The organism is Georgenia sp. Z1344, assembly GCF_049856295.1.
Lineage (GTDB): Bacteria > Actinomycetota > Actinomycetes > Actinomycetales > Actinomycetaceae > JB111.
Genome location: NZ_JBNDMZ010000004.1, coordinates 164559 through 183425, shown reverse-complemented (window position 1 = coordinate 183425; position 18867 = coordinate 164559). Strand labels below are relative to the sequence as shown.

The 18867-nt window shown below is 73.7% G+C and carries 24 protein-coding genes; 15 read left to right on the top strand and 9 right to left on the bottom strand.

Annotated elements, in window-relative coordinates; translation table 11 throughout:
* The first annotated feature begins 7 nt into the window (after positions 1–7).
* The 4 genes from ACPYO6_RS05825 (at position 8) to ACPYO6_RS05810 (ending at position 2680) form a co-directional block, all read left to right on the top strand.
* Positions 8–346: a hypothetical protein gene (locus tag ACPYO6_RS05825; protein WP_425713956.1), complete on the top strand. Its 339-nt coding sequence runs from the start codon at positions 8–10 to the stop codon at positions 344–346.
* 77 nt (positions 347–423) lie between these two features.
* On the top strand, positions 424–1959 hold the full coding sequence (locus tag ACPYO6_RS05820; protein WP_425713955.1) for a serine hydrolase: 1536 nt from the start codon (positions 424–426) through the stop codon (positions 1957–1959).
* A 65-nt stretch (positions 1960–2024) separates the two neighbouring features.
* Positions 2025–2297: a type II toxin-antitoxin system VapB family antitoxin gene (locus tag ACPYO6_RS05815; protein WP_425713954.1), complete on the top strand. Its 273-nt coding sequence runs from the start codon at positions 2025–2027 to the stop codon at positions 2295–2297.
* The gene (locus ACPYO6_RS05810) at positions 2294–2680 is read left to right on the top strand and encodes a type II toxin-antitoxin system VapC family toxin (RefSeq protein ID WP_425713953.1); all 387 of its coding nucleotides are present in this window, start codon (positions 2294–2296) and stop codon (positions 2678–2680) included. Before ACPYO6_RS05815 ends, ACPYO6_RS05810 begins: the two co-directional genes overlap by 4 nt.
* Positions 2681–2756: 76 nt before the next feature.
* Here the strand turns inward: ACPYO6_RS05810 and ACPYO6_RS05805 are convergent, their stop codons facing one another.
* On the bottom strand, positions 2757–4034 hold the full coding sequence (locus ACPYO6_RS05805; protein ID WP_425713952.1) for a serine hydrolase domain-containing protein: 1278 nt from the start codon (positions 4032–4034) through the stop codon (positions 2757–2759).
* Between the two features lie 175 nt (positions 4035–4209).
* Here ACPYO6_RS05805 and ACPYO6_RS05800 point away from each other — a divergent pair, with 175 nt between their 5' ends.
* From ACPYO6_RS05800 to ACPYO6_RS05780, 5 genes are all read left to right on the top strand, one after another.
* Positions 4210–6015, top strand: coding sequence for an FUSC family protein (locus ACPYO6_RS05800; RefSeq protein ID WP_425713951.1), 1806 nt, complete (start codon positions 4210–4212; stop codon positions 6013–6015).
* Between the two features lie 117 nt (positions 6016–6132).
* Positions 6133–6477: an ArsR/SmtB family transcription factor gene (locus ACPYO6_RS05795; protein ID WP_425714046.1), complete on the top strand. Its 345-nt coding sequence runs from the start codon at positions 6133–6135 to the stop codon at positions 6475–6477.
* 1 nt (position 6478) lies between these two features.
* Positions 6479–6967, top strand: coding sequence for an SRPBCC family protein (locus ACPYO6_RS05790; RefSeq protein WP_425713950.1), 489 nt, complete (start codon positions 6479–6481; stop codon positions 6965–6967).
* A gap of 116 nt (positions 6968–7083) precedes the next feature.
* Positions 7084–7446: a hypothetical protein gene (locus tag ACPYO6_RS05785; RefSeq protein ID WP_425713949.1), complete on the top strand. Its 363-nt coding sequence runs from the start codon at positions 7084–7086 to the stop codon at positions 7444–7446.
* Positions 7447–7543: 97 nt separating this feature from the next.
* Positions 7544–8131, top strand: a complete 588-nt coding sequence (locus ACPYO6_RS05780; RefSeq protein WP_425713948.1) for a dihydrofolate reductase family protein — start codon at positions 7544–7546, stop codon at positions 8129–8131.
* Between the two features lie 109 nt (positions 8132–8240).
* On the opposite strand, the gene ACPYO6_RS05775 is transcribed toward ACPYO6_RS05780, so the two are convergent.
* Both ACPYO6_RS05775 and ACPYO6_RS05770 read right to left on the bottom strand, forming a co-directional pair.
* Positions 8241–8531, bottom strand: coding sequence for a DUF1905 domain-containing protein (locus ACPYO6_RS05775; RefSeq protein WP_425713947.1), 291 nt, complete (start codon positions 8529–8531; stop codon positions 8241–8243).
* Positions 8532–8540: 9 nt separating this feature from the next.
* Positions 8541–9074, bottom strand: a complete 534-nt coding sequence (locus tag ACPYO6_RS05770) for a MarR family winged helix-turn-helix transcriptional regulator (RefSeq protein ID WP_425713946.1) — start codon at positions 9072–9074, stop codon at positions 8541–8543.
* 243 nt (positions 9075–9317) lie between these two features.
* Between ACPYO6_RS05770 and ACPYO6_RS05765 the strand changes: the two genes are divergently transcribed.
* Positions 9318–9575 (top strand): hypothetical protein, encoded by a 258-nt coding sequence (locus ACPYO6_RS05765; RefSeq protein WP_425713945.1) that lies wholly within the window; start codon positions 9318–9320, stop codon positions 9573–9575.
* 79 nt (positions 9576–9654) lie between these two features.
* Positions 9655–10350, top strand: a complete 696-nt coding sequence (locus ACPYO6_RS05760; RefSeq protein ID WP_425713944.1) for a DsbA family oxidoreductase — start codon at positions 9655–9657, stop codon at positions 10348–10350.
* 356 nt (positions 10351–10706) lie between these two features.
* On the opposite strand, the gene ACPYO6_RS05755 is transcribed toward ACPYO6_RS05760, so the two are convergent.
* The 3 genes from ACPYO6_RS05755 to ACPYO6_RS05745 all read right to left on the bottom strand — a co-directional run bounded on the left by ACPYO6_RS05755 (position 10707) and on the right by ACPYO6_RS05745 (position 13212).
* Entirely contained in the window at positions 10707–11435 is a 729-nt protein-coding gene (locus ACPYO6_RS05755) for a hypothetical protein (RefSeq protein ID WP_425713943.1), read from the bottom strand.
* Positions 11436–11500: 65 nt separating this feature from the next.
* Positions 11501–12517, bottom strand: a complete 1017-nt coding sequence (locus ACPYO6_RS05750) for a hypothetical protein (protein WP_425713942.1) — start codon at positions 12515–12517, stop codon at positions 11501–11503.
* Positions 12518–12588: 71 nt separating this feature from the next.
* A complete protein-coding gene (locus ACPYO6_RS05745) occupies positions 12589–13212 on the bottom strand; it encodes a CDP-alcohol phosphatidyltransferase family protein (RefSeq protein WP_425713941.1) in 624 nt (207 codons plus the stop codon).
* A gap of 74 nt (positions 13213–13286) precedes the next feature.
* On the opposite strand from ACPYO6_RS05745, the gene ACPYO6_RS05740 reads away from it, so the two are divergent.
* The 4 genes from ACPYO6_RS05740 (at position 13287) to ACPYO6_RS05725 (ending at position 16023) form a co-directional block, all read left to right on the top strand.
* Positions 13287–13856 carry a GNAT family N-acetyltransferase gene (locus tag ACPYO6_RS05740; RefSeq protein WP_425713940.1) on the top strand — a complete coding sequence of 190 codons (570 nt, stop codon included), beginning with the start codon at positions 13287–13289 and terminating at the stop codon, positions 13854–13856.
* A gap of 235 nt (positions 13857–14091) precedes the next feature.
* A complete protein-coding gene (locus ACPYO6_RS05735; protein ID WP_425713939.1) occupies positions 14092–15129 on the top strand; it encodes a pirin family protein in 1038 nt (345 codons plus the stop codon).
* Positions 15129–15692, top strand: coding sequence for a carboxymuconolactone decarboxylase family protein (locus ACPYO6_RS05730; RefSeq protein ID WP_425713938.1), 564 nt, complete (start codon positions 15129–15131; stop codon positions 15690–15692). Before ACPYO6_RS05735 ends, ACPYO6_RS05730 begins: the two co-directional genes overlap by 1 nt.
* The gene (locus ACPYO6_RS05725) at positions 15685–16023 is read left to right on the top strand and encodes a GNAT family N-acetyltransferase (RefSeq protein WP_425713937.1); all 339 of its coding nucleotides are present in this window, start codon (positions 15685–15687) and stop codon (positions 16021–16023) included. Before ACPYO6_RS05730 ends, ACPYO6_RS05725 begins: the two co-directional genes overlap by 8 nt.
* Before the next feature lie 74 nt (positions 16024–16097).
* On the opposite strand, the gene ACPYO6_RS05720 is transcribed toward ACPYO6_RS05725, so the two are convergent.
* The 3 genes from ACPYO6_RS05720 to ectB form a co-directional block, all read right to left on the bottom strand.
* Positions 16098–16892, bottom strand: coding sequence for a methyltransferase domain-containing protein (locus tag ACPYO6_RS05720; protein WP_425713936.1), 795 nt, complete (start codon positions 16890–16892; stop codon positions 16098–16100).
* A gap of 141 nt (positions 16893–17033) precedes the next feature.
* The gene (locus ACPYO6_RS05715; RefSeq protein WP_425713935.1) at positions 17034–17429 is read right to left on the bottom strand and encodes an ectoine synthase; all 396 of its coding nucleotides are present in this window, start codon (positions 17427–17429) and stop codon (positions 17034–17036) included.
* Between the two features lie 108 nt (positions 17430–17537).
* Complete coding sequence (gene ectB, locus ACPYO6_RS05710; RefSeq protein ID WP_425713934.1) at positions 17538–18803, bottom strand: diaminobutyrate--2-oxoglutarate transaminase; 1266 nt, start codon at positions 18801–18803, stop codon at positions 17538–17540.
* Between the last annotated feature and the right edge of the window lie 64 nt (positions 18804–18867).

The window sequence follows — 18867 nt, the reverse complement described above, 5'->3', positions numbered from 1 at the left end:
GTCGGCGGTGACCGGCACCGGCCGGCCGCTGAAGTCCTTCCTGCTCGGCCTGACCGCCGGTGGGTACATCGCCCTCGGGTTCGTCTTCCACGTGGCCAACTTCGTCGGCGCACCGACGATCGTCGGACTGGTCCACGCCGGCGGGACGTGGCGCCAGGCCGCGTTCGGCGATCTCACCTGCGGTGCGCTGGTCGTCGACAACCTCCTCCCCGTCACGCTCGGTAACGTCGTCTGTGGCGGCGTGATGGTCGGGATCCTCTGCTGGACGATCTTCCACTACGTGGCGGGCCGCAAGGACTCGCCCGAGCAGGGTGGCAAGGGCATCGCCTCCGGAGCCGGCGCCTGAGGACGGACGGCCACGCAGACTCCCGCGCAGGCGGCGTTCCCGAGCCCGGGATCCGTGCCCCTGCCAGAATGGGCGAGATGACTCCCTCGCGTCGCAGCAGCCGCTCCTCCCTCGCCCGCCGCACCGCGCCCGCCGTCGGGGTCGCGCTCGCGCTCGTCCTCGCCGGCTGCTCCGGCGGGGACGACGACCCGGACGACGGCGGGGCGGCGACGGAGTCCTCCTCGCAGACCGGGAGCCCGAGCGAGGGAGCCGAGTCGTCGTCGGGCGAGAGCCCCACCGGGGGTGAGTCCGCCTCCGACGGCGAGACGGCCTCCGACGGCGCCGCCGAGGCCGTCGACCCCGCGGACCACCTCACCGACCCCGAGCTCCTCGAGCACGTCGAGTGGGTGCTCGCCCAGCTCGAGGCGGACGCGGAGGGCCCGGAGGAGAGCGAGGTCGAGGAGCGGTTCTCCGAGGAGATGCTCGCCCAGGTGCCCGCCGACCAGTACACCGGCGTGTTCGCCCAGCTCCGCACCGGAGCCCCCTACACGGTCACCGCGGCCGCCGAGCAGCTCGGCGACATGGCCGGCGCCGAGCTCCGGCTCGACTCCGCCGCGGGCCCCCTGGTGATGACCGTGTTCGTCGGCGAGGACGGCCTCATCGAGGGCCTCCAGTTCGTCCCCGACACCGCGGGCGAGGCCCCCGAGCTCGGTGCCTGGGAGGACCTCGACGAGAGCCTGACCGAGCTCGGTGGGGAGACGCAGGTCGTCGTCGGCACGGTCGAGGACGGGCAGTGCACGATCGAGCACACGACCGCGGGTGTCGAGGAGGGCGGTGTGCCCGCGCCCAGCGGCTCGGTGTTCAAGCTGATCGTGCTTGCGGGGCTGGTCGACGCCGTCGAGGCGGGCGAGATCTCCTGGGACGACGAGCTGACGATCACCGACGAGCTGCGCAGCCTCCCGTCCGGCACCCTCCAGGACCGCGAGGCCGGGTCGACGGTCACGGTGCGCGAGGCCGCCGGGCTGATGATCTCGATCAGCGACAACACGGCCACTGATCTCATCCTCGACGCCGTGGGCCAGGAGCGCGTGGCGGGCGTGGTCGAGGAGGCCGGGCTCGACGCCGACCGGGTCCTGCCGGTGCCGAGCACGCGCGACTTCTTCCAGCTGGGCTGGCAGGTCGAGGACGACGTCCGCGCGCAGTACGAGGCGGCCGCGACGCCCGAGGAACGCCAGGCCGTGCTCGACTCCCTGCCCGCCGAGCTCGACGTGGCGGCCACGGCCGTCACCGTGCCGCGCTGGGACGAGGGCGTCGGCTGGATGCTCACCGGCGGCGAGATCTGCTCCCTCCACGCGCTCCTCCAGCAGCGGGCGGGGACCGAGTCGGGCGAGCCCGTGCGGGAGATCCTCTCGGACAACCCCGGCGTGGGCATCCCCGAGGGGGTGGGCTACCAGGGCTTCAAGGGTGGCTCGGCCCCGGGCGTCCTCGCCTTCGCGTTCTACCTCGAGACCGCCGACGACGACGAGGGGAGCGGCCGCGTGCTCGTCGTCCAGACCCGGTCCGAGGAGGCCGTCGACCAGATGCGGGCGACGACGATCGTCGACGCCGGCGTCGGGCTCCTCGCCGAGCAGTAGTGGGCGACCCGATCAGGCGCCGAGAAAGGTAGATGGGTAGACACGTCGGACGGTAGAATCTACCCATGGGGCTCAACATCAAGAACGAGCGGGTGCACGCGCTCGCGCGCGAGGCCGCCCGGGTGACCGGCAAGTCGCAGACGAGCGCGATCGAGGAGGCGCTCGAGCACCTGCTCGCGCTCCACGGCGCGGACCCGACTCGCGCACGTACGGAGGAACGCATGCGCCGGGTCCGGTCGATCGTCACCGACTACGCCGCGCTCCCGATGGCGGACCGCGCGGACCGGGTGACCGAGATCGAGGACCTGTACGACACGGCAACGGGACTGCCGCGGTGATCGTCGACTCGTCGGCGCTCATCGCCATCCTCCGCCAGGAGCCGGGGTGGGAACAGGTGGCCCGGGTGGTGGTCGAAGGGTCCTGCCGGATGTCGACGGCAACGTGGCTCGAGGCGTCGATCGTCGCGGACCAGCGAGCGCCGGGCGGCGGGGAGCGTCTGGACGACCTCGTCGACGCCCTCGGGATCGAGCTCGTGCCGTTCGACCGGCGGGACGCCGAGGTGGCCCGCCTCGCCTACCGGCGCTTCGGACGTGGCTCGGGATCGCCGGCGCGGCTCAACCTGGGTGACTGCTTCTCGTACGCACTTGCGGCCACATCCGGGGAATCCCTGCTGTTCGTCGGCGACGACTTCGCCAATACGGACGTCGCCTCCGCCATGTGACCGGGTCCTGCCCGGCCGGGGCCGACGCCGGGGGAGGTGTCCGAGGCGGAGCCAGAGCCCCGGTGTGCAGCTGTGGTCAGGACCAGGGCTCGGCGAGGACCGCGTCCCAGAAGTCGGTCATGTAGGCGGGCCGGGCCGGACCGGCCATGCCGCGCCATGTGAGCAGGACCCCGGTCACCCCCTGCTCGGGGTAGGCCCACAGGCTCGTGCCTGTCCCGCCGTCCCAGCCGAAGCCGCCGCGCTCGTCGAGCCCGACGCCCAGACCCCACCCCCAGCCCGGCTCGAGGAAGCCAGACGCCCAGGGGCGGGTGAGGTCGGTGAGGGTGTCCGTGCGCATCGCCAGGACCGACTCGACGGCCAGCACGCGAGGGCTTCCGACGGATGTCGGGCCGTCCGCCGTCAGGTCCTCGGCCGTGCCGTCGTCGGCCACCGGCACGCCGGTCGGTGGCGCCCCGGCCGCCGGCACCCCGGTCGGTGCGGGACCGAGGTACGCGGGCGGGGCGAGTCCGCCGTCGAGCAGCATCTGGCCGAGCCGGACGAGGTCGGCGGCGGTGGAGAGCAGGCCCGCGGCGCCCGAGCAGAACAGCGGCCGGCGGGCCAGTGCCGGCGCAGCGGCGGGCGCGAGCTCAGAGGACTCGCCGTCCCCGCCGACCCAGCGGAACGGGGGCACCCGGTCGAGCCGCGTGCTCGGCACCGAGTACCCCGTCTCGACCATGCCGAGCGGCAGGAGCAGGCGGTCGCGGAGCATGTCGTCGAACCCGCGCCCGGTGGCGGCCTCGACCACGACCGTCAGGGCATCGAACGACGACTGGTAGAGCCACCCCTCGCCGGGCTGGTGGGCCATCGGCAGACCGGCGACCCGCTCCGCCCACTCGGTCGGCGCGAGCGCCGGCCCGGTCCAGCCGGAGAGGACGCCGGCGTCCTGCGTCGCCTCCGCGAGGGCGTCGCCGGGCGCGTCGTCGAGGTCGTAGCCGAGCCCGAGCCCCATGGTCAGCAGGTCGCGGACCGTCAGCTCGCGGGCGGCCGGAACCGTGTCCTCGAGCGCCCCGTGGCGCTCGCGAAGGACCTCGCGACCGGCCCAGGCGGGAACCCACCGGGACAGAGGGTCCTCGAGAGCCAGCGCACCGTCCTCGACCAGTCCGAGCACGAGCGCGGTCGCCGCCGGCTTGGTCACCGACGCGGTACGCACGAGCGCGTTCTCGCGCAGACCGCCGGTCGCCGCCACGGTCACGCGCCGCTCCGTGCGCGGACCGGACGCGACCGCCCACACCGCCCCCGGCGCCGGCCCAGTCCCCGCGTGCTCGCGCATGGCCTCGACGACCTGCGCCGCCCGGACGTCGTGCCTCGTCGCCATGGTGGCGACCCTAACGGTGACCACCGTCGCCGGACCACGGTCGTCGGATCGGGTGGAAGGTGACCGTGGGGCGACGAGGACCGGGCCGCGACCCCGGGACGGAACTCCCGGGTGGCGCCCTGTGGGTGGTGACACGTCGGAGGGGCCTGGCGGGGCCGGACCTACCATCGAGGCCGTGAGCGGCACCCCCTTCGTCGACCTGCGCAGCCTGGTCACCATCGCGCCCAGCCCGCCGCGCCTTGCCGTCGGCCTGCGCGCGGCCGTCGCGATCGGCCTCCCGCTCGTCGTCGCGACCGCGCTCGGACACACGTCCGCGGGGTTCCTCGCGAGCCTCGGCGGCTTCTCCATCCTCTACGGCGCTGGGGCGCCTGCCCGTCGCCGCGTCAAGGTGATCGGCGGCGTCGGCGCCGGGATGTGGATGTGCAGCCTGGTCGGCGTCCTCACGGCGGGCAGCACGTGGGGGTCGCTCGCCGCCCTCGTCGCGGTCAGCTCGGTGGTGGGATTCGGTACGCACGCGCTTCGGGTCGGCCCGCCGGGGGTCTACTTCTTCGCCCTCGGCACGGGAGTCGCCAACCTCGCCGCCGTGGGCGGAACGGACCCGTGGCTCATCCTCGGCATGGCGGCGGTCGGGGCGGTGAGCGCCGTCGTCGTCGGGACCTCCGACATCTGGCTGCGGCGGCGCGGCATCGAGGAGAGCGCCGTCGCGCACGCGGAGGACACGGTGGTGCGCTTCGAGGCGGCCGCCCGCTCGACCGACCCCGATACCGACCCCGACCGGCTCGACCGTCGCCGGGCCGACGCCTCGACGGCGCTGCACGCGGCGTGGACCGCCGTGACCGACGGCGGGACGGCGAGCGACTTCGAGGCGCGCCTCCAGGTCGTCCACGAGCGGTACGCCGCGACGTCGGCCCACCTCTCGGGCCGCGTGTCCGGGATCGACCCCAGCCCGTGGGAGAACGACGCGGACCGGGCCGACGAGCCGGTGCAGGACACGGACGAGCGCGCAGGCGCCGACCTCGGGCGGACCGACGACGAGCAGCGCCAGGTCGAGCGCACGCAGGTCCGGTACTCGTCGCTGGGGCGCCCCGCGGGCGGCTACCTCCTGCGCCAGGCCGCCTGGTGGCCGTCGGAGAGCATGCTCGTCGCCCTGCGCGTGCTCGTGGCCACCGCCGTCGCCGGGTCGATCGCGACGCTCATCGGCAACGAGCACGTGTACTGGGCGGTCGTCTTCGCCGCCCTCATCGTGCAGACCGGCGGCACGCGCTATGCCCAGGCCACCAAGGCGTTGCAGCGCGTGCTGGGCACGGTGCTGGGGCTCGGGGTGTTCGCCGTCGTGCTCGCCGTGGACCCGCAGGCGTGGTGGCTCGTCGCGACGATCATCGTCATGCAGGGCTCGGTCGAGCTGCTCGTCACCCGGAACTACCTGCTCGCGGTCACGCTCATCACGCCGCTCGCCATGACGATCTCGGTCGCGGTGACCGGCATGAGCACCGAGACGGTCGTCGGGGACCGCCTCATCGACACCGCGATCGGCGTGGGCACGGCGATCGTCGTGCTCGTCCTCAGCGGTCTCGGCGGGAAGGAGGTCGTCCTGCGCGCCCACGCCCGACGGGTCGCGATCGCCCTCGATGCCGTGCTCGCCGACCTCGTCGCCGGCGGCCACGACACCGCCGACGGCGTGCGGCGCCGGCAGCACCTCTACGTCGAGCTACTCGAGTCGGACGCCGTGGCCCGGCGGGCGCTCGCCGACGCGCCCGACCAGGTCGCCCCCTTCCAGGAGATGGAACGGGTGCTCTCGACGATCGGCTACCTCGTGCTCGGCGCGGGGTGGCACCAGCACCTGTGGGGCCGCCGCGAGCGGTTCGAGCTCGCCCGGGAGCGGCTGGCCGTCACCCTGGGGCAGCGCGTGACGGTGCGGCGGCCGGCGGCGAACATCACCGAGGAGCTCCGCGGCGTCGAGTCCGCGCTCACCGGTGCGTAGGCGGCGCCGGTCGATGCCTCCCCCCACCCGGACGCCCGCCTCGCGCACACCCGCCGCTGCGCACCTCGTCGTCGCCCCTTGCCACGTACAACTGATCGGTTGTATGTTTGTGACGTGATCGAGGCCGGGGACGAGGACCGGGCGGACGCCCTGTTCCACGCCCTCGCCGACCGGACCCGGCGGGACATCCTGCGCCGGGTCCTCGCCGGGGAGCACTCGGTCTCGGCGCTCGCGGCGGGCTACGACATGAGCTTCGCCGCGGTCCAGAAGCATGTCCGCGTCCTCGAGACGGCCGGTCTGCTCACCAAGCGGCGCAACGGCCGCGAGCAGCTCGCCTCGGGCGACGTCACGGCGGTCCGCTCCGTGGCCTCCATGCTCGGCGAGCTGGAGGGCATCTGGAGGGGCCGCGTCGAACGGATCGACGCGCTGCTCGCGCGTGAGCTCGACCTCGAGGAGGACTGACATGCCCGTCACCGACATCACGACCGACGTCCCCGGCAGGACCATGACGATCACGGCGCACTTCGATGCGCCGGTGGAGCGGATCTGGTCGCTCTACACCGACCCGCGCCAGCTCGAGCAGGTCTGGGGGCCGCCCGGCTACCCGGCCACCTTCGTCGAGCACGACATCCGGCCGGGCGGGCGTAGCAGCTACTACATGACCGGCCCCGACGGCGAGAGGTACGGCGGCTGGTGGGAGATCACCGCCGTCGACGAGCCGAACGGGTTCGAGTTCCGGGACGGGTTCGCCGACGCCGACCTCCGGCCGGTGGACTCCATGCCGGTCTCCCGCAACGTCTACCGGTTCGAGCCCGACGGGTCGGGCACGACGGTGACGGCGACCGCGACCTACGAGTCGGAGGACGCGCTCCGGACCGTCATGGACATGGGCCAGGAAGAGGGTGTGCGGGAGTCGATGAACCAGATCGACGACTTCCTCGCGACCCGCTGACCCGCACCCGGTGGACCGGCCGGGCAGGGACGTTCCCTGCCCGGCCGGCCGCACTCCTCGGGCGCGACGCGCCGGGGCGATCTGTGCGGGCGGCGAGACGGTGCCAGCATGAATGGATGATCGTCTCCACCAAGGCAGCCGCCGCGCTCGGCTGCGCGCTCGTGGCGGCAGGCATGTCGGGCTGCGCGGACGACCAGCGGTCGGTGCCATCGATGGTCGTGGCGTGGCCGGAGCCGGACGTCGTCGACGGACGGCCCGGCGCCGACCCGACGACGGCGGACCCGGTCGAGGACGGAGCCGCCGACTCCGGACCCGCCGACGACTCGGAGAGCGTGACGTACCCCGGCGGCGCCGTGGGCGAGCCCGGAGCGCCCGACGCGGACGCGCTCCGCGAGATCCTCGCCGCGGCCGGTCTCGGCTCGCCGGGGGTCCAGGTGGCCGACGGGCTGCACGAGATTCTCGACCGCATCCAGCCGTAGGCCGGCTGGCCGTGCGCGGGCGACGGAGCTCGGCGGCCGTCCGTCCGGCATCGACCGGCGACCTCCCGATGTCGGTGGTCGCCGGCACCCTCGGGGGATGACGCGCACCGTCTTCTACACGGCCACGACCCTCGACGGATTCATCGCGGACGAGGCGGACTCCCTCGCGTGGCTGTTCGCGCAACGCGGTGACCCGGCGGTGACCGGGGACTACGAGAGCTTCGTCTCCGGGATCGGTGCGCTGCTCATGGGGCGCACCACCTACGAGTGGATCCTGCGCGAGCTCGGCGAGGGGGCCTCGTGGCCCTACGACCTTCCGACGTTCGTCGCGACCCACGCCGACCTCGCGGCGCCGGAGGGGGCCGACGTCCGATTCGTCGCCGGGGACGCGCGCGAGATCCACACCGGCCTCGTGGCCGCGGCCGGCGGGAAGGACATCTGGGTGGTCGGGGGAGGAGACCTGGCCGGTCAGCTCGCCGACGCCGGGCTGCTCGACGAGCTGCGACTCTCGATCGCGGCCGCGACCCTGGGGTCCGGGCGACCGCTGCTCCCGCGCCGGCTGGCGCTCGGGCTGCTCTCCGTCGAGCGGGTCGGCGACTTCGTCTCGGTCGTCTACGACGTCCTCGGCCCGGGGGATCCGGCCTGGGCGGACGCCCCGACGCCGGACGGTCCGGTCCCGGCCTGACCCGCCCGGGCCCGCGGGTGCCCGGTCCGCGGGCCGCGGCCGAGCAGCGCCCGAACTGACCCGACCGCGCCCTCGGGGTGCCCGGCCCCACAGGCCCCGGCCCGACCCGTCAGCCGAGGTCGATCGCCATGCGCACCGAGACCTCGTCGCCGAGGCCGATCCCCTCGGCTCGCTGCACCGCGACCTTGACCGGGAGCAGGTAGCCGCCGTCGCGCGGGAAGAGCGAGGTGGTGAACGTGGTCTCCCCGATGCGCGCGGTCACCGGGATGACGCCCCAGCCGTAGGTGGCCTCGCGCCGGACCTCGCGGACGGCCTCCCGCGGGTCCGGCGGCAGGGGGACGAACAGGAACGGCGCGGGGCCGCGCCAGTGGATGATCTCGCCGGAGAACTCGAGGTCCATCCCGAGAGGCTAGGCGGTACCCCCGTCGCCGGCGTCGTCGTCCCCGTGCTGCGAGCGGTCGCCGAGGCCGGCGAGGAGCTTCTCGAGGAGACCGGCCAGCTGCGCGAGCTCGGCGTCGTCGAGCGCTGCGAGCAGATCCCCCTCGGCGCGGACGTGGCGGGGGGCGACGTCGTCGATGACGGCGCGGCCCCGGGGAGTGAGGCTGACGCGCACGCTGCGGCGGTTGTCCGGGTCCGTCGAGCGGTCGACGAGGCCCTTCTCCTCGAGGCGCGAGAGCCGGTTGGTCATGGCCGCCGCCGTCACCATCATGCTGCCGGTGAGGGCGCCGGGCGTGAGAGTGAACGGGTCACCCGCGCGCCGGAGGGCGGAGAGGACGTCGTACTCGCCCGGCTGGAGGTCGTGCTCGGCGAAGAACTCGCGCATGCCCTGGGAGATGAGGTCGGACGCGCGCGAGACCCGGCCGGTCACGCTCATCGGTGCCAGCTCGAGCTCGGGGCGCTGCTCGCGCCACTGTCCCAGGTAGTCGCTCACGCGGTCACGCATCCGCCAAGAATAGTTCAAGATCGAAAAGTTTGACGAGGCGACCGCGTCACGCTAGACTCTTTCACGTCGAAGCGTTCGGCGTTGAACGGTGTGTGCTCCCGTTCTCGACCGACGGCAGCGGCACCGGGCAGCTCCGGCGCGAGACCTACGCCCGTACACCGACCTCCCCCGCTCCCGGTCGCGTCCCTCTCCCGGACGTCGCCACGCACGACCAACCGCCCCGCGCGGAGAAGAGAGACCCGCATGACCACCGCCGACCTGACCACCGCCGACACCCGCGCCGTCCCTGGCCGGGACGTCTTCCCCGCCACCCACGCGACGCGCCACGAGATGGAGGCCCGGATCGACCGTCACGCCATCGCCCCCGGGCGCGTCGCGATCCTCGACCTCGCGCAGCGCGACGGGAGCGAACCCGTCTCCGGCACGGACCGCGCCGTCGCCGTCGGTGCGATCCTCACGGGCGTCGCGGCCGCGATCGGCCTCGCCCTCGGCCTGGTCTGACGGCTCCCGACCCCCGGCCGGGAATGCCGCGGCGCCCGCGCGCCTTGCACCTCGAGGACCCCACCACCCGAGGAGCATCGTGACCGCACAGCCCCCCATCGCCGTCGACATCTGGTCGGACATCGCCTGCCCCTGGTGCTACATCGGCAAGCGCAAGTTCGAGGCCGGCCTCGCGGAGTTCCGCGAGCAGCACGCGGACGCCCCCGCGGTCGAGGTCACGTACCACTCGTTCGAGCTCTCGCCGGACACGCCGGTCGACTTCACCGGTTCGACGACCGAGTTCCTCGCCGAGCGCAAGGGCATGCCGGTCGAGCAGGTCGAGCAGATGCTCGAGCGCGTGACGGGGATCGCGGCCTCCGTCGGGCTCGACTACGACTTCGACTCGGTCGTGCACATCAACACGCTGCGCGCCCACCAGGTCATCCACCACGCCAAGGCGCACGGCAAGCAGGCCGAGGCCAAGGAACGCCTGCTGCGCGCCTACTTCGTCGAGGGGAAGAACCTCTCCGACGTCGATGAGCTCGCCGCGCTGGCCGCAGAGACCGGGCTCGACGCGGAGGAGGTCGCCGCCGACCTGCGCGCGGACCGCTGGGCGGACGATGTCCAGGCCGACATCGCCAAGGCCCGCGCCTACGGCATCCAGGGTGTGCCCTTCTTCGTCCTCGACGAGAAGTACGGCATCTCGGGGGCGCAGGAGTCCACCGCGTTCGCCCAGGCGCTCGGCCAGGTGGCGACCGAGCGTGGGACGGACGACGCGACGCGGGCCGACGCATGACCGCCGCCGGGACCTCGATGACGAGAGCCGCCGCGGGGGCCTCGTCGTCGGCCACGGCATCGGCGGCGGACCCGGCCTCCGACCCGGCGTCCGACTCGGCCGAGAGGCCGACCGTGGCGCCGCACGAGTCGGCGAGCCCGTTGCCGTCGCCGCCCGCCCCGGTCACGTCTCTCGCGCCGCTCACCCCGCTCGGGGGCCTCGACCTCCCCGGCCTCGACGACGCTCCCGCCTGCGGCCCGGACGGCTGCTGAGGAACTCCGGACCGTCCCGGGGACGGCCGGACGCGTCCGCAGCTCGCCGTCGCGGGGGCACGTCGCACGGCGCCGCAGCGCCGTCGTTCGACGTGCCGTCGCCGCTCAGCGGGTCGCGCGCGCCTGCGCGAGGAGGTCGCGGACCGGCCCCGCGAGGGCCTCGTCGCCGCTCGTGACGAGCACGGCCACCTTTCCGGCGTCGAGGGGGATCCCCGGGTTGTCGGCGAGGTGCGCCCCCGGCCCGGTGTACTCCGTGCCGAAGTACTGCCAGTCGCCGTCTGCCCCGATCGTCCGGCGCTCCGGCTCGAGCCAGCCCACGTGGCCCAGGGCGGTGCGGCCGTGCTCGCCGAGGCGGAGGGGGGCGATCGTCGGCGTCGTCTCGATGCGGTAGCCCGGCGTCATGAACGCGACGGCGAACGACCCCCGGTCCACCACCACCATGCGGAACCGCGCGTCGCCGGTGCCGAGATCCCCGGCGTCGATCTCCTCGAGCAGGCGCTCGGTCATGCGCGGCACGGGCCGGCGGGGCGAGCCCTTCCGGCGCGGCGGCCGGGCGTGCCGACGCAGGTAGAGGTGGAGATGCGCCGAACGGTAGATCCCGACCATCGCAGCGAGGAGCACGAGTGCGCCGATGCCCACGCCGATCCACACCGCCACCGACGGCAGGTTGCCCGGATCGACGGAGAATGTCCGGCGCACGCCCATCGTGACGCCGACGACGACGAGCACCGCGAGCAGCGCCGAGACCAGGGCCGCCGCGAGCAGCTGACGGAGCGCGGCCGTCACCGGGTGGGGGAGCGCCCGGCCCGCGCCGCGCTCGGTCGATCTCGCCATGGCGGAAGTCTCCCAGGTTCGGGCGGGTGCCTCGTCCGCACGGGCGGTCACCCGGGCGGGCTGACCTACGGCAGGTGCCGGGGATCGGGCTGGATGCGCTCGGTCACGTCGAGGTGGATGCCGCCCGGCACCCCGCGGATCCCGCGGCGCTCGACCTCGGCCCGCTCGCGGTCATGGAGCGGGCCGTCGCGGCGCACGGCGAGAGCGATGACCACGGCCCCGACGGCGAGGAGCACCGCCGCCGGGAGCAGCACCCACCATCCCGCCCGGTCCTGCGTCAGGGCGACGAGCAGGAAGAGCCCGACCGCGCCGTAGACACCGACCTGGATGCGGCCGCCGGTCCGGTAGTGGCGCGCCGCGGTCGTCGTCGACTCGACCGCAGCGCGGTTGGGGGTGCGGAGCTGGGCCGCCGCGAGTCGGCGCCACCGGAGCCGCATCCCGAGCCAACCGACCACAGCCGTGACGATCACCGTGAGTGCGAGGCAGCCGGCGAGCACGGCCGTCGCCGTCGCACCGGCTCCGGTCACCATCATCCCGACGAGCAGCCCGACGGCGACGAGCACGAGCAGGCCCGGGATCCACTCCAGCGGCGCCACGCGAGAGGAGCGGCGTCCGCTCGACCCGGAGCGCGTGGGGCCCGCGCCGCCCCCGCCCCCGCCCGCGCCCGCCGGGCCGTCCGCCGCTGACTGCGCGGCCGCCTCGCGCTCCTCGGCCGAGCGGGCCGCGTGCTCGAGCCGGCCGACGTCGAGCAGGAAGATCCCGACCGGACCGGCCAGCGCGTCCGGCCCCGAGACGAGGAGGTGCAGGTCCTCCGGCGTGAGCGACAGCCCCTGGCGTCGGACGCTCGGGTCCCCGGGATCGACGCCGATCCCCGCGAGGATCTCGCGCGCCTGATCGGGCAGCTCCTCGAGCACCAGCGACGGGGTGGTGGCGTGCTCGGTTCCGCGACGCCAGGTCAGCCGCACGGAGTCGGGCCGGTCGCCCCCGCCGCCGAGGACGAGGCGCGTGCGCTCGGCGGAGTCCATCGCCAGCTCGCCGGCCAGCTGGTCGTCGATCCCGTCCTGACCGCTCGGCCTGCTCACGCCCGGCCTGCTCACGTCTGGTCCCCGATCCTGCTCGCTCCTGTCACTCGGACAGGCTCACGCCTGACACGTCATGCCTGGTCCTCGACTCCGCCCGGCCGCCGCACCGCCGGCCCGGTCCCGAGCCGCGCGGCCCGGATGTAGAGGGTGGCGGAGTAGATGTGCAGCGCGGCGCCGACCCACACGAGCACCCGCCCCACGGTCATCGCCTCCGGCCAGACCGAGATGCCGAGGACGATGCCGCAGATGCCGAAGAACAGCACCGCGGTGCGGGCCTTGCCCACGTACGTCACGCGCATCCGCCCCTGCTGCGCGGCGCGCCCGGCGAGGGCGACCACGATGAGGTCGACGAGCACGATGACGGCGACGGGCACCCAGCTCAGTGCATCGGCGACACCGAGGGCGACGACGACGAGCGCGATGCCGATCCGGTCCGCCACCGGGTCGAGGATCTCCCCGGTCCGGGACTGCTGGTTCAGCGCACGGGCGAGCAGACCGTCCACCCAGTCGGTGACGGCCCAGACGCCGACGAGCACCGGGGGCCACCAGCTGCCCTCGGGGTCGTCGACGATCACCCAGCAGGCGGGCCCGAGCAGGAGGAAGCGCAGCAGCGTGACGAGGTTGGGGATGGTCGCCCAGTCCGGCCGTCCCGATGCCCGACGAAGACGGCCGTCCGTCGTCGGATCGGTTGGCATGACCTGAGCCTACGCGTGGCGCGGCCGGGAGCGGGTCCTGATTTCACGTGGACACCGCGCCCTACCGTGGCCGGATGAGTCCTCCTCTGCCCACGATGGTCACCGACCGTCTCGCGCTGCGCGCCTGGGGGCCCGACGACGCCGGCACCGTGCTCGCCATCTACTCGCGACCGGAGGTCGTGCGGTGGTCCGGCGGACCCGGGACGGAGCTCGCCACGCGCGCCGACGCGATCGAGCGGCTCGCCCGGTGGGAGACCCGCATGGCCGGCGGTGCCCCCCGCGGGATCTGGGCGATCACCGATGCCTCCGACGTCGGAACCCCGGCGGCACCCGTCGTCGGCGCCGTCCTGCTCGTCGACCTGCCGGCCAGCTCGCCGGACCGCTCCCGCCCGCCGTCGGGGGACCTCGAGATCGGGTGGCACCTGCACCCCGACCGATGGGGGAGCGGCTACGCGACCGAGGCGGCGCGCGCGGTCCTCGCCCACGCGTGGGCGCACGGGGTGCGCCGCGTGCTCGCGGTGACCCACCCCGACAACGCGGCCTCCCAGGCCGTCGCCCGGCGGATCGGCATGCGGCACGAGGGTCGGACGACCGCCTACTACGACACCGAGGCCGAGCTGTTCGCCATCGAGGCGCCGGCCTGAGCCGGACGGCACCGACCTGAGCCGGATGGCACCGACCTGAGCCGGATGGCACCGGACTGAGCCGGATGGCACCGGACTGAGCCGGATGGCACCGGACTGAGCCGGGTGCCACCGGCAGTTCGTGCGGGCGCCCTCCCGGGCGTCCGCACCCCCGCCTGGTTGCCCATCGGCCCCCGCCCGCGCACGATGGGACCACGCGGCGCCCTTGGCGCCGGGCATCGAGGAGAGGTGGCCCGTGAGCAACCTGGAGACCCGGCCGGCGGAGATGCTGCTGTCGTGCCCCGCGGACGACCCGCCCGGTATCGAGGTGATCACCTCCCGGGTGGTCCCGCTCGGCGGTCCGCGCGCGATGCCCGTGCGCCGCACGCTGCCGAGCCGCGAGCGCAGCTTCGTCGGCGCCTGGTGCTTCGCCGACCACTACGGCCCCGACGACGTCGCGGCCACCGGCGGCATGGACGTCGCCCCGCACCCGCACACCGGCCTGCAGACCGTGTCCTGGCTGTTCACGGGCGAGGTCGAGCACCGCGACTCCGCCGGCGTGCACGCGATGGTCCGCCCCGGCGAGCTCAACCTCATGTCCTCGGGCGCCGGGATCTGCCACTCGGAGGTATCCACCGCCGGCACCACGGTGCTGCACGGCGTCCAGCTGTGGCTCGTGCTCCCGCGGGAGGCACGCACGGGCCCGCGCGGGTTCCAGCACCACGCACCGACCCCGGTGCCGTTGCCGGGTGGGTCCGGGACGGTGTCGGTGTTCATCGGCGAGCTGCTCGGCGAGGCCTCGCCCGTCACGACGGCGACCCCGCTGCTCGGGGCCGAGCTGACGCTGCCGCCGGGCGCCGTCGTCGACCTGCCTGTCCGTGCGGACTTCGAGCACGGGGTCCTGCTCGACACGGGGGCGGTCGAGGTCGACGACGTCGCGATCGAACGGGCCGAGCTCGCCTTCCGCGCGCCCTGCGGCGACACGCTGCGGCTCGCGAGCACCGGGGACGAGCCCGCGCGCGTCATCCTCCTCGGCGGTGAGCCGTTCCGGGAGGAGATCGTCATGTGGTGGAACTTCATCGGCGCGGACCACGACGAGATCGTCGCCGCGCGCGACGCCTGGAACGGCGGCGGGGACCCGGCGGGTGAGTACACGGGAAGCGAGCTGTTCGGCCGGGTCGAGGGTTATGTCGGCGAGCGCGCGTGGCTGCCGGCGCCCGACCTCCCGGGCGTGCGTCTGCGGCCGAGGCGCAACCCCAACGCCACGACCGTCGTGGGACGGACGGAGCAGTGATGACCGGAGGAGCAGCGGTGGGCCGGGGCGTGTCCGAGCCGGTGGACATCACCCAGGCGCACCGGCCCGTGTACCGGGCCGCGAGCGGCATGGCGAAGGCGGCGACCGACGCGGCCGAGGCGGTCGGGATCGGCCGCGACGTCGTCGAGCTCGTCGACGTCCGGGTCTCCCAGATCAACGGCTGCGCGCGATGCCTGAGCGTCCACGTGCCGAGGGCGCGCCGCGCCGGGGTCACGCAGCACCGGCTCGACCTGCTGCCGACCTGGCGGGAGTCGTCGGTGTTCACGGACGTCGAGCGGGCCGCGCTCGAGATCGCCGAGCTGACCACGAACCTGCCGCACGGCGCCGCACTGGCCGCGAGCGGCGGTGCCGGGCGCCGCGGCGGACTGACCGACGAGCAGGTCGCCGCGATCGTCTGGGTGGCGATCGCGATCGGCGCCTTCAACCGGATCTCGATCATGTCCGGGCACGACGCGCTCCCGCCGCGCGAGGATTCGGCCGCCGCCCAGGGGCGCGACGAGCAGACCGAACGACCGACGACGACAGGAGCGAGCGATGAGTGACGACGTGCTGGTGGACGGCCAGGTGCCGACGGTCCGCAACGACGCCGAGGGCGGCCGCTACGTGGTGGAGATCGGCGACGAGCTGCTCGGCCGGATCGACTACCGGGTGCGCGGCACGGACGTCGCGCTCACCCACACCGAGGTCAACCCGGAGCGATCCGTCCCGGGTCTGGCCCGCCACCTCGTCGACGAGGCGCTCGCCGACCTGCGCTCCCGCGGCGCCGGCGTGCTGCCGTACTGCCCCTACGTGCGGCGGCTCATCGACAAGAACCGCGCCGAGTATCTCGACCTCGTCCCTGAGGACCGCCGCGCCGAGTTCGAACTCGGGTAGTCACAGGGCCGGGGTTGCACCGAGGTGGAGAGGCTCGCCCCCACGATGATGGGGGCGCGTGGGTCCTGTGACGATCAGGCCGCGGCGGACCGCCGCGCGCCGACGAAGACTCGCCGGAACGGCATGACCACACCCAGGTCCGTGGCCGGGTACGCCTCTCGCAGGCGCGCGCGGTACTCGTCCACGAACCGTTCACGCAGCGGCTCGGGGAGCGCCTGGAGCGTGGGTCGCGCCGCCGTCCCGCTCGCCCAGGTCAGCACGGGGTCCTCGCCGGTGAGCACGTGCAGGTAGGTCGTCGACCAGGCGTCGACGGCGCAGCCCAGCTCCGTCAGCGCCCGCAGGTACTCCTCCGGCTCGTGGTTGACGGGACCGGCGGCCGCCGCCGCGTGCTCCGCGTAGGGCGGCCGCGCGGCCAGCTCGCGCCGGATCGCGTGCATCGGTGTGGTGTTGTTGGCGGGCACCTGGAAGGCCAGGCAGCCACCCGGCCGGACGGCCGCGATCAGCTCCGGCAGCAGCTCGAGGTGCTCCGACACCCAGTGCAGGGTGGCGTTGGAGACGAGGACGTCCACCGGATCGGCGGACGTGAGCCAGTCACGCAGGTCGGCCTGCTCGAACCGCAGCCGGGGCCCCGAGTGGCGCGCGGCCGTGGCGAGCATGGCGGGGCTCGAGTCGACGCCCACCACCTGCGCGGAGGGGAAGCGGCGGGTGAGCCCGTGCGTCAGCTCGCCGGGTCCGCAGCCCAGGTCGACGACGGAGCGCACCTCCGCGTCCGGTCCGTCCGTGCGGACGCGGGCGAGCAGGTCGACGAACGGGCGGGCCCGCTCGTCGGCATGGACGTCGTAGAGCTCGGGATCCCAGGTGTGCGCCATCGGTGCCTCCGTCAGGTGGGGCTCCAGCACACCACCGCAACTATCTCGACGTCAAGATAGTTGTCGACGGAGCACGACGAACGGCCGCCGGCCCCACCGAGCGGTGGGACCGGCGGCCGTCGGTACTGCAGGGGGGCTGGGTCAGCCCGCGTCCTCGGTGATGAGCGGGTACACGCCGTTCTCGTCGTGCACCTCGCGGCCGGTGACCGGCGGGTTGAACACGCACACGGTCTTCATCTCGGTGCGCGGCCGGACCACGTGCTTGTCGTGGTCGTTGAGCAGGTAGAGCGAGCCGGGCGCGAGCTGGTGCACCTCGCCGGTGGCCAGGTCCTCGATCTCGCCCTCGCCCGAGGTGATGAAGACGGCCTCGATGTGGTTGGCGTACCAGAACTCGTTGACGGTCCCGGCGTACAGCGTGGTCTCGTGCACCGAGAAGCCGACGCCCTCCTTGGCGAGGATGATGCGCTTGCTGCGCCAGTTCGGCGTCTTGATGTCGGCGTCGGTGTCGGTGATCTCATCGATCGTGCGGACGAGCATGGGGACCTCCAGGTCTCAGGTGTCGGGTGATCGGTGGTGCGACGTGCGGCCGCGGACGCGACTGCCCGGCCGCCGGCGCGAGGGCCGGCGGCACGGTAGCGCGGTCGGTCAGGCGGCGAGGACGTCGTCGATGCAGGACTCGATGATGTCGAGACCGCGGGCAAGCTCGTCGTCGGTGATCGTCAGTGCCGGCAAGAACTTGATGACCTCGCTCATGGGTCCGGAGGTCTCGACGAGGAGCCCGCGCTCGAAGGCCAGCGCGCAGGCCTCGCCGGCCTTCTCGGCGTCCTCGAACTGGATCCCGCGGGCCAGGCCGCGGCCCTTGGACGTCAGGCCGTGGGCCTCGTGGCGGGCCGCGATGCTGTTGAGCCGGCCCTCGATGTAGAGGCCCTTCGCCGTCGTGGACTTCTCGAGCGTGTCGTCGCCCCAGAACTCCTTGATGGCTGCGGTGGCGGTCGCGAAGGCCGGGCCGATGCCGCGGAACGTGCCGTTGTGCTCGCCCGGCTCCCAGATGTCGAGCTCGGGGCGGATGAGGGTGAGCGCCATCGGCAGGCCGTAGCCGCTGATGGACTTCGAGAGCGTGATGATGTCCGGGACGATCCCGGCCTCCTCGAAGCTGAAGAACCCGCCGGTTCGGCCGCAGCCCATCTGGATGTCGTCGAGGATGAGCAGGATCTCGTGCTCCTTGCACAGTGCGGAGAGCTTGCGCAGCCAGTCCGCACGCGCGGCGTTCATGCCGCCCTCGCCCTGGACGCTCTCGACGATGACCGCGGCCGGCTCGTTGAGCCCGCTGCCGAGGTCCTGGAGCAGCCGCTCGAAGTAGAGGAAGTCCGGGTACTCGTCGTCGAAGTAGTCGTCGTAGGGCATCGGCGTGGCGTGCACGAGCGGGATGCCCGCGCCCCCGCGCTTCATCGAGTTGCCGGTCACGGACAGGGCGCCCAGCGTCATGCCGTGGAAGCCGTTGGTGAAGTTGACGACCGACTCGCGGCCGGTGACCTTGCGGGCGAGCTTGAGCGCCGCCTCGACGGCGTTCGCGCCGCCCGGGCCGGGGAACACGACGCGGTGGTCGAGCCCGCGCGGCTCGAGGATGTGGGAGCGGAAGGTCTGGAGGAAGTCGCGGCGCACGTCGGTGAACATGTCGAGACCGTGGACGACCTTGTCCGACGTGAGGTGCTCGACGAGGACCTTCTTGAGCAGCGGGTTGTTGTGGCCGTAGTTGAGCGCTCCGGCGCCGGCGAAGAAGTCGAGGTACTCGCGGCCGTCCTCGTCGGTCATCGTGCTGCCGGTCGCGGTGGTGAACGTGGTGGGCCAGCTGCGGGAGTAGCTGCGGACCTCTGACTCGAGCTCTGTCGTGGGGGGTGTCGTCGTCGTCATCTTCGCTCCTGTATCGGTGTCGTGCGATGCGGTGTCGGGGGTGCAGGCGGTGCGAGGTCGGGCG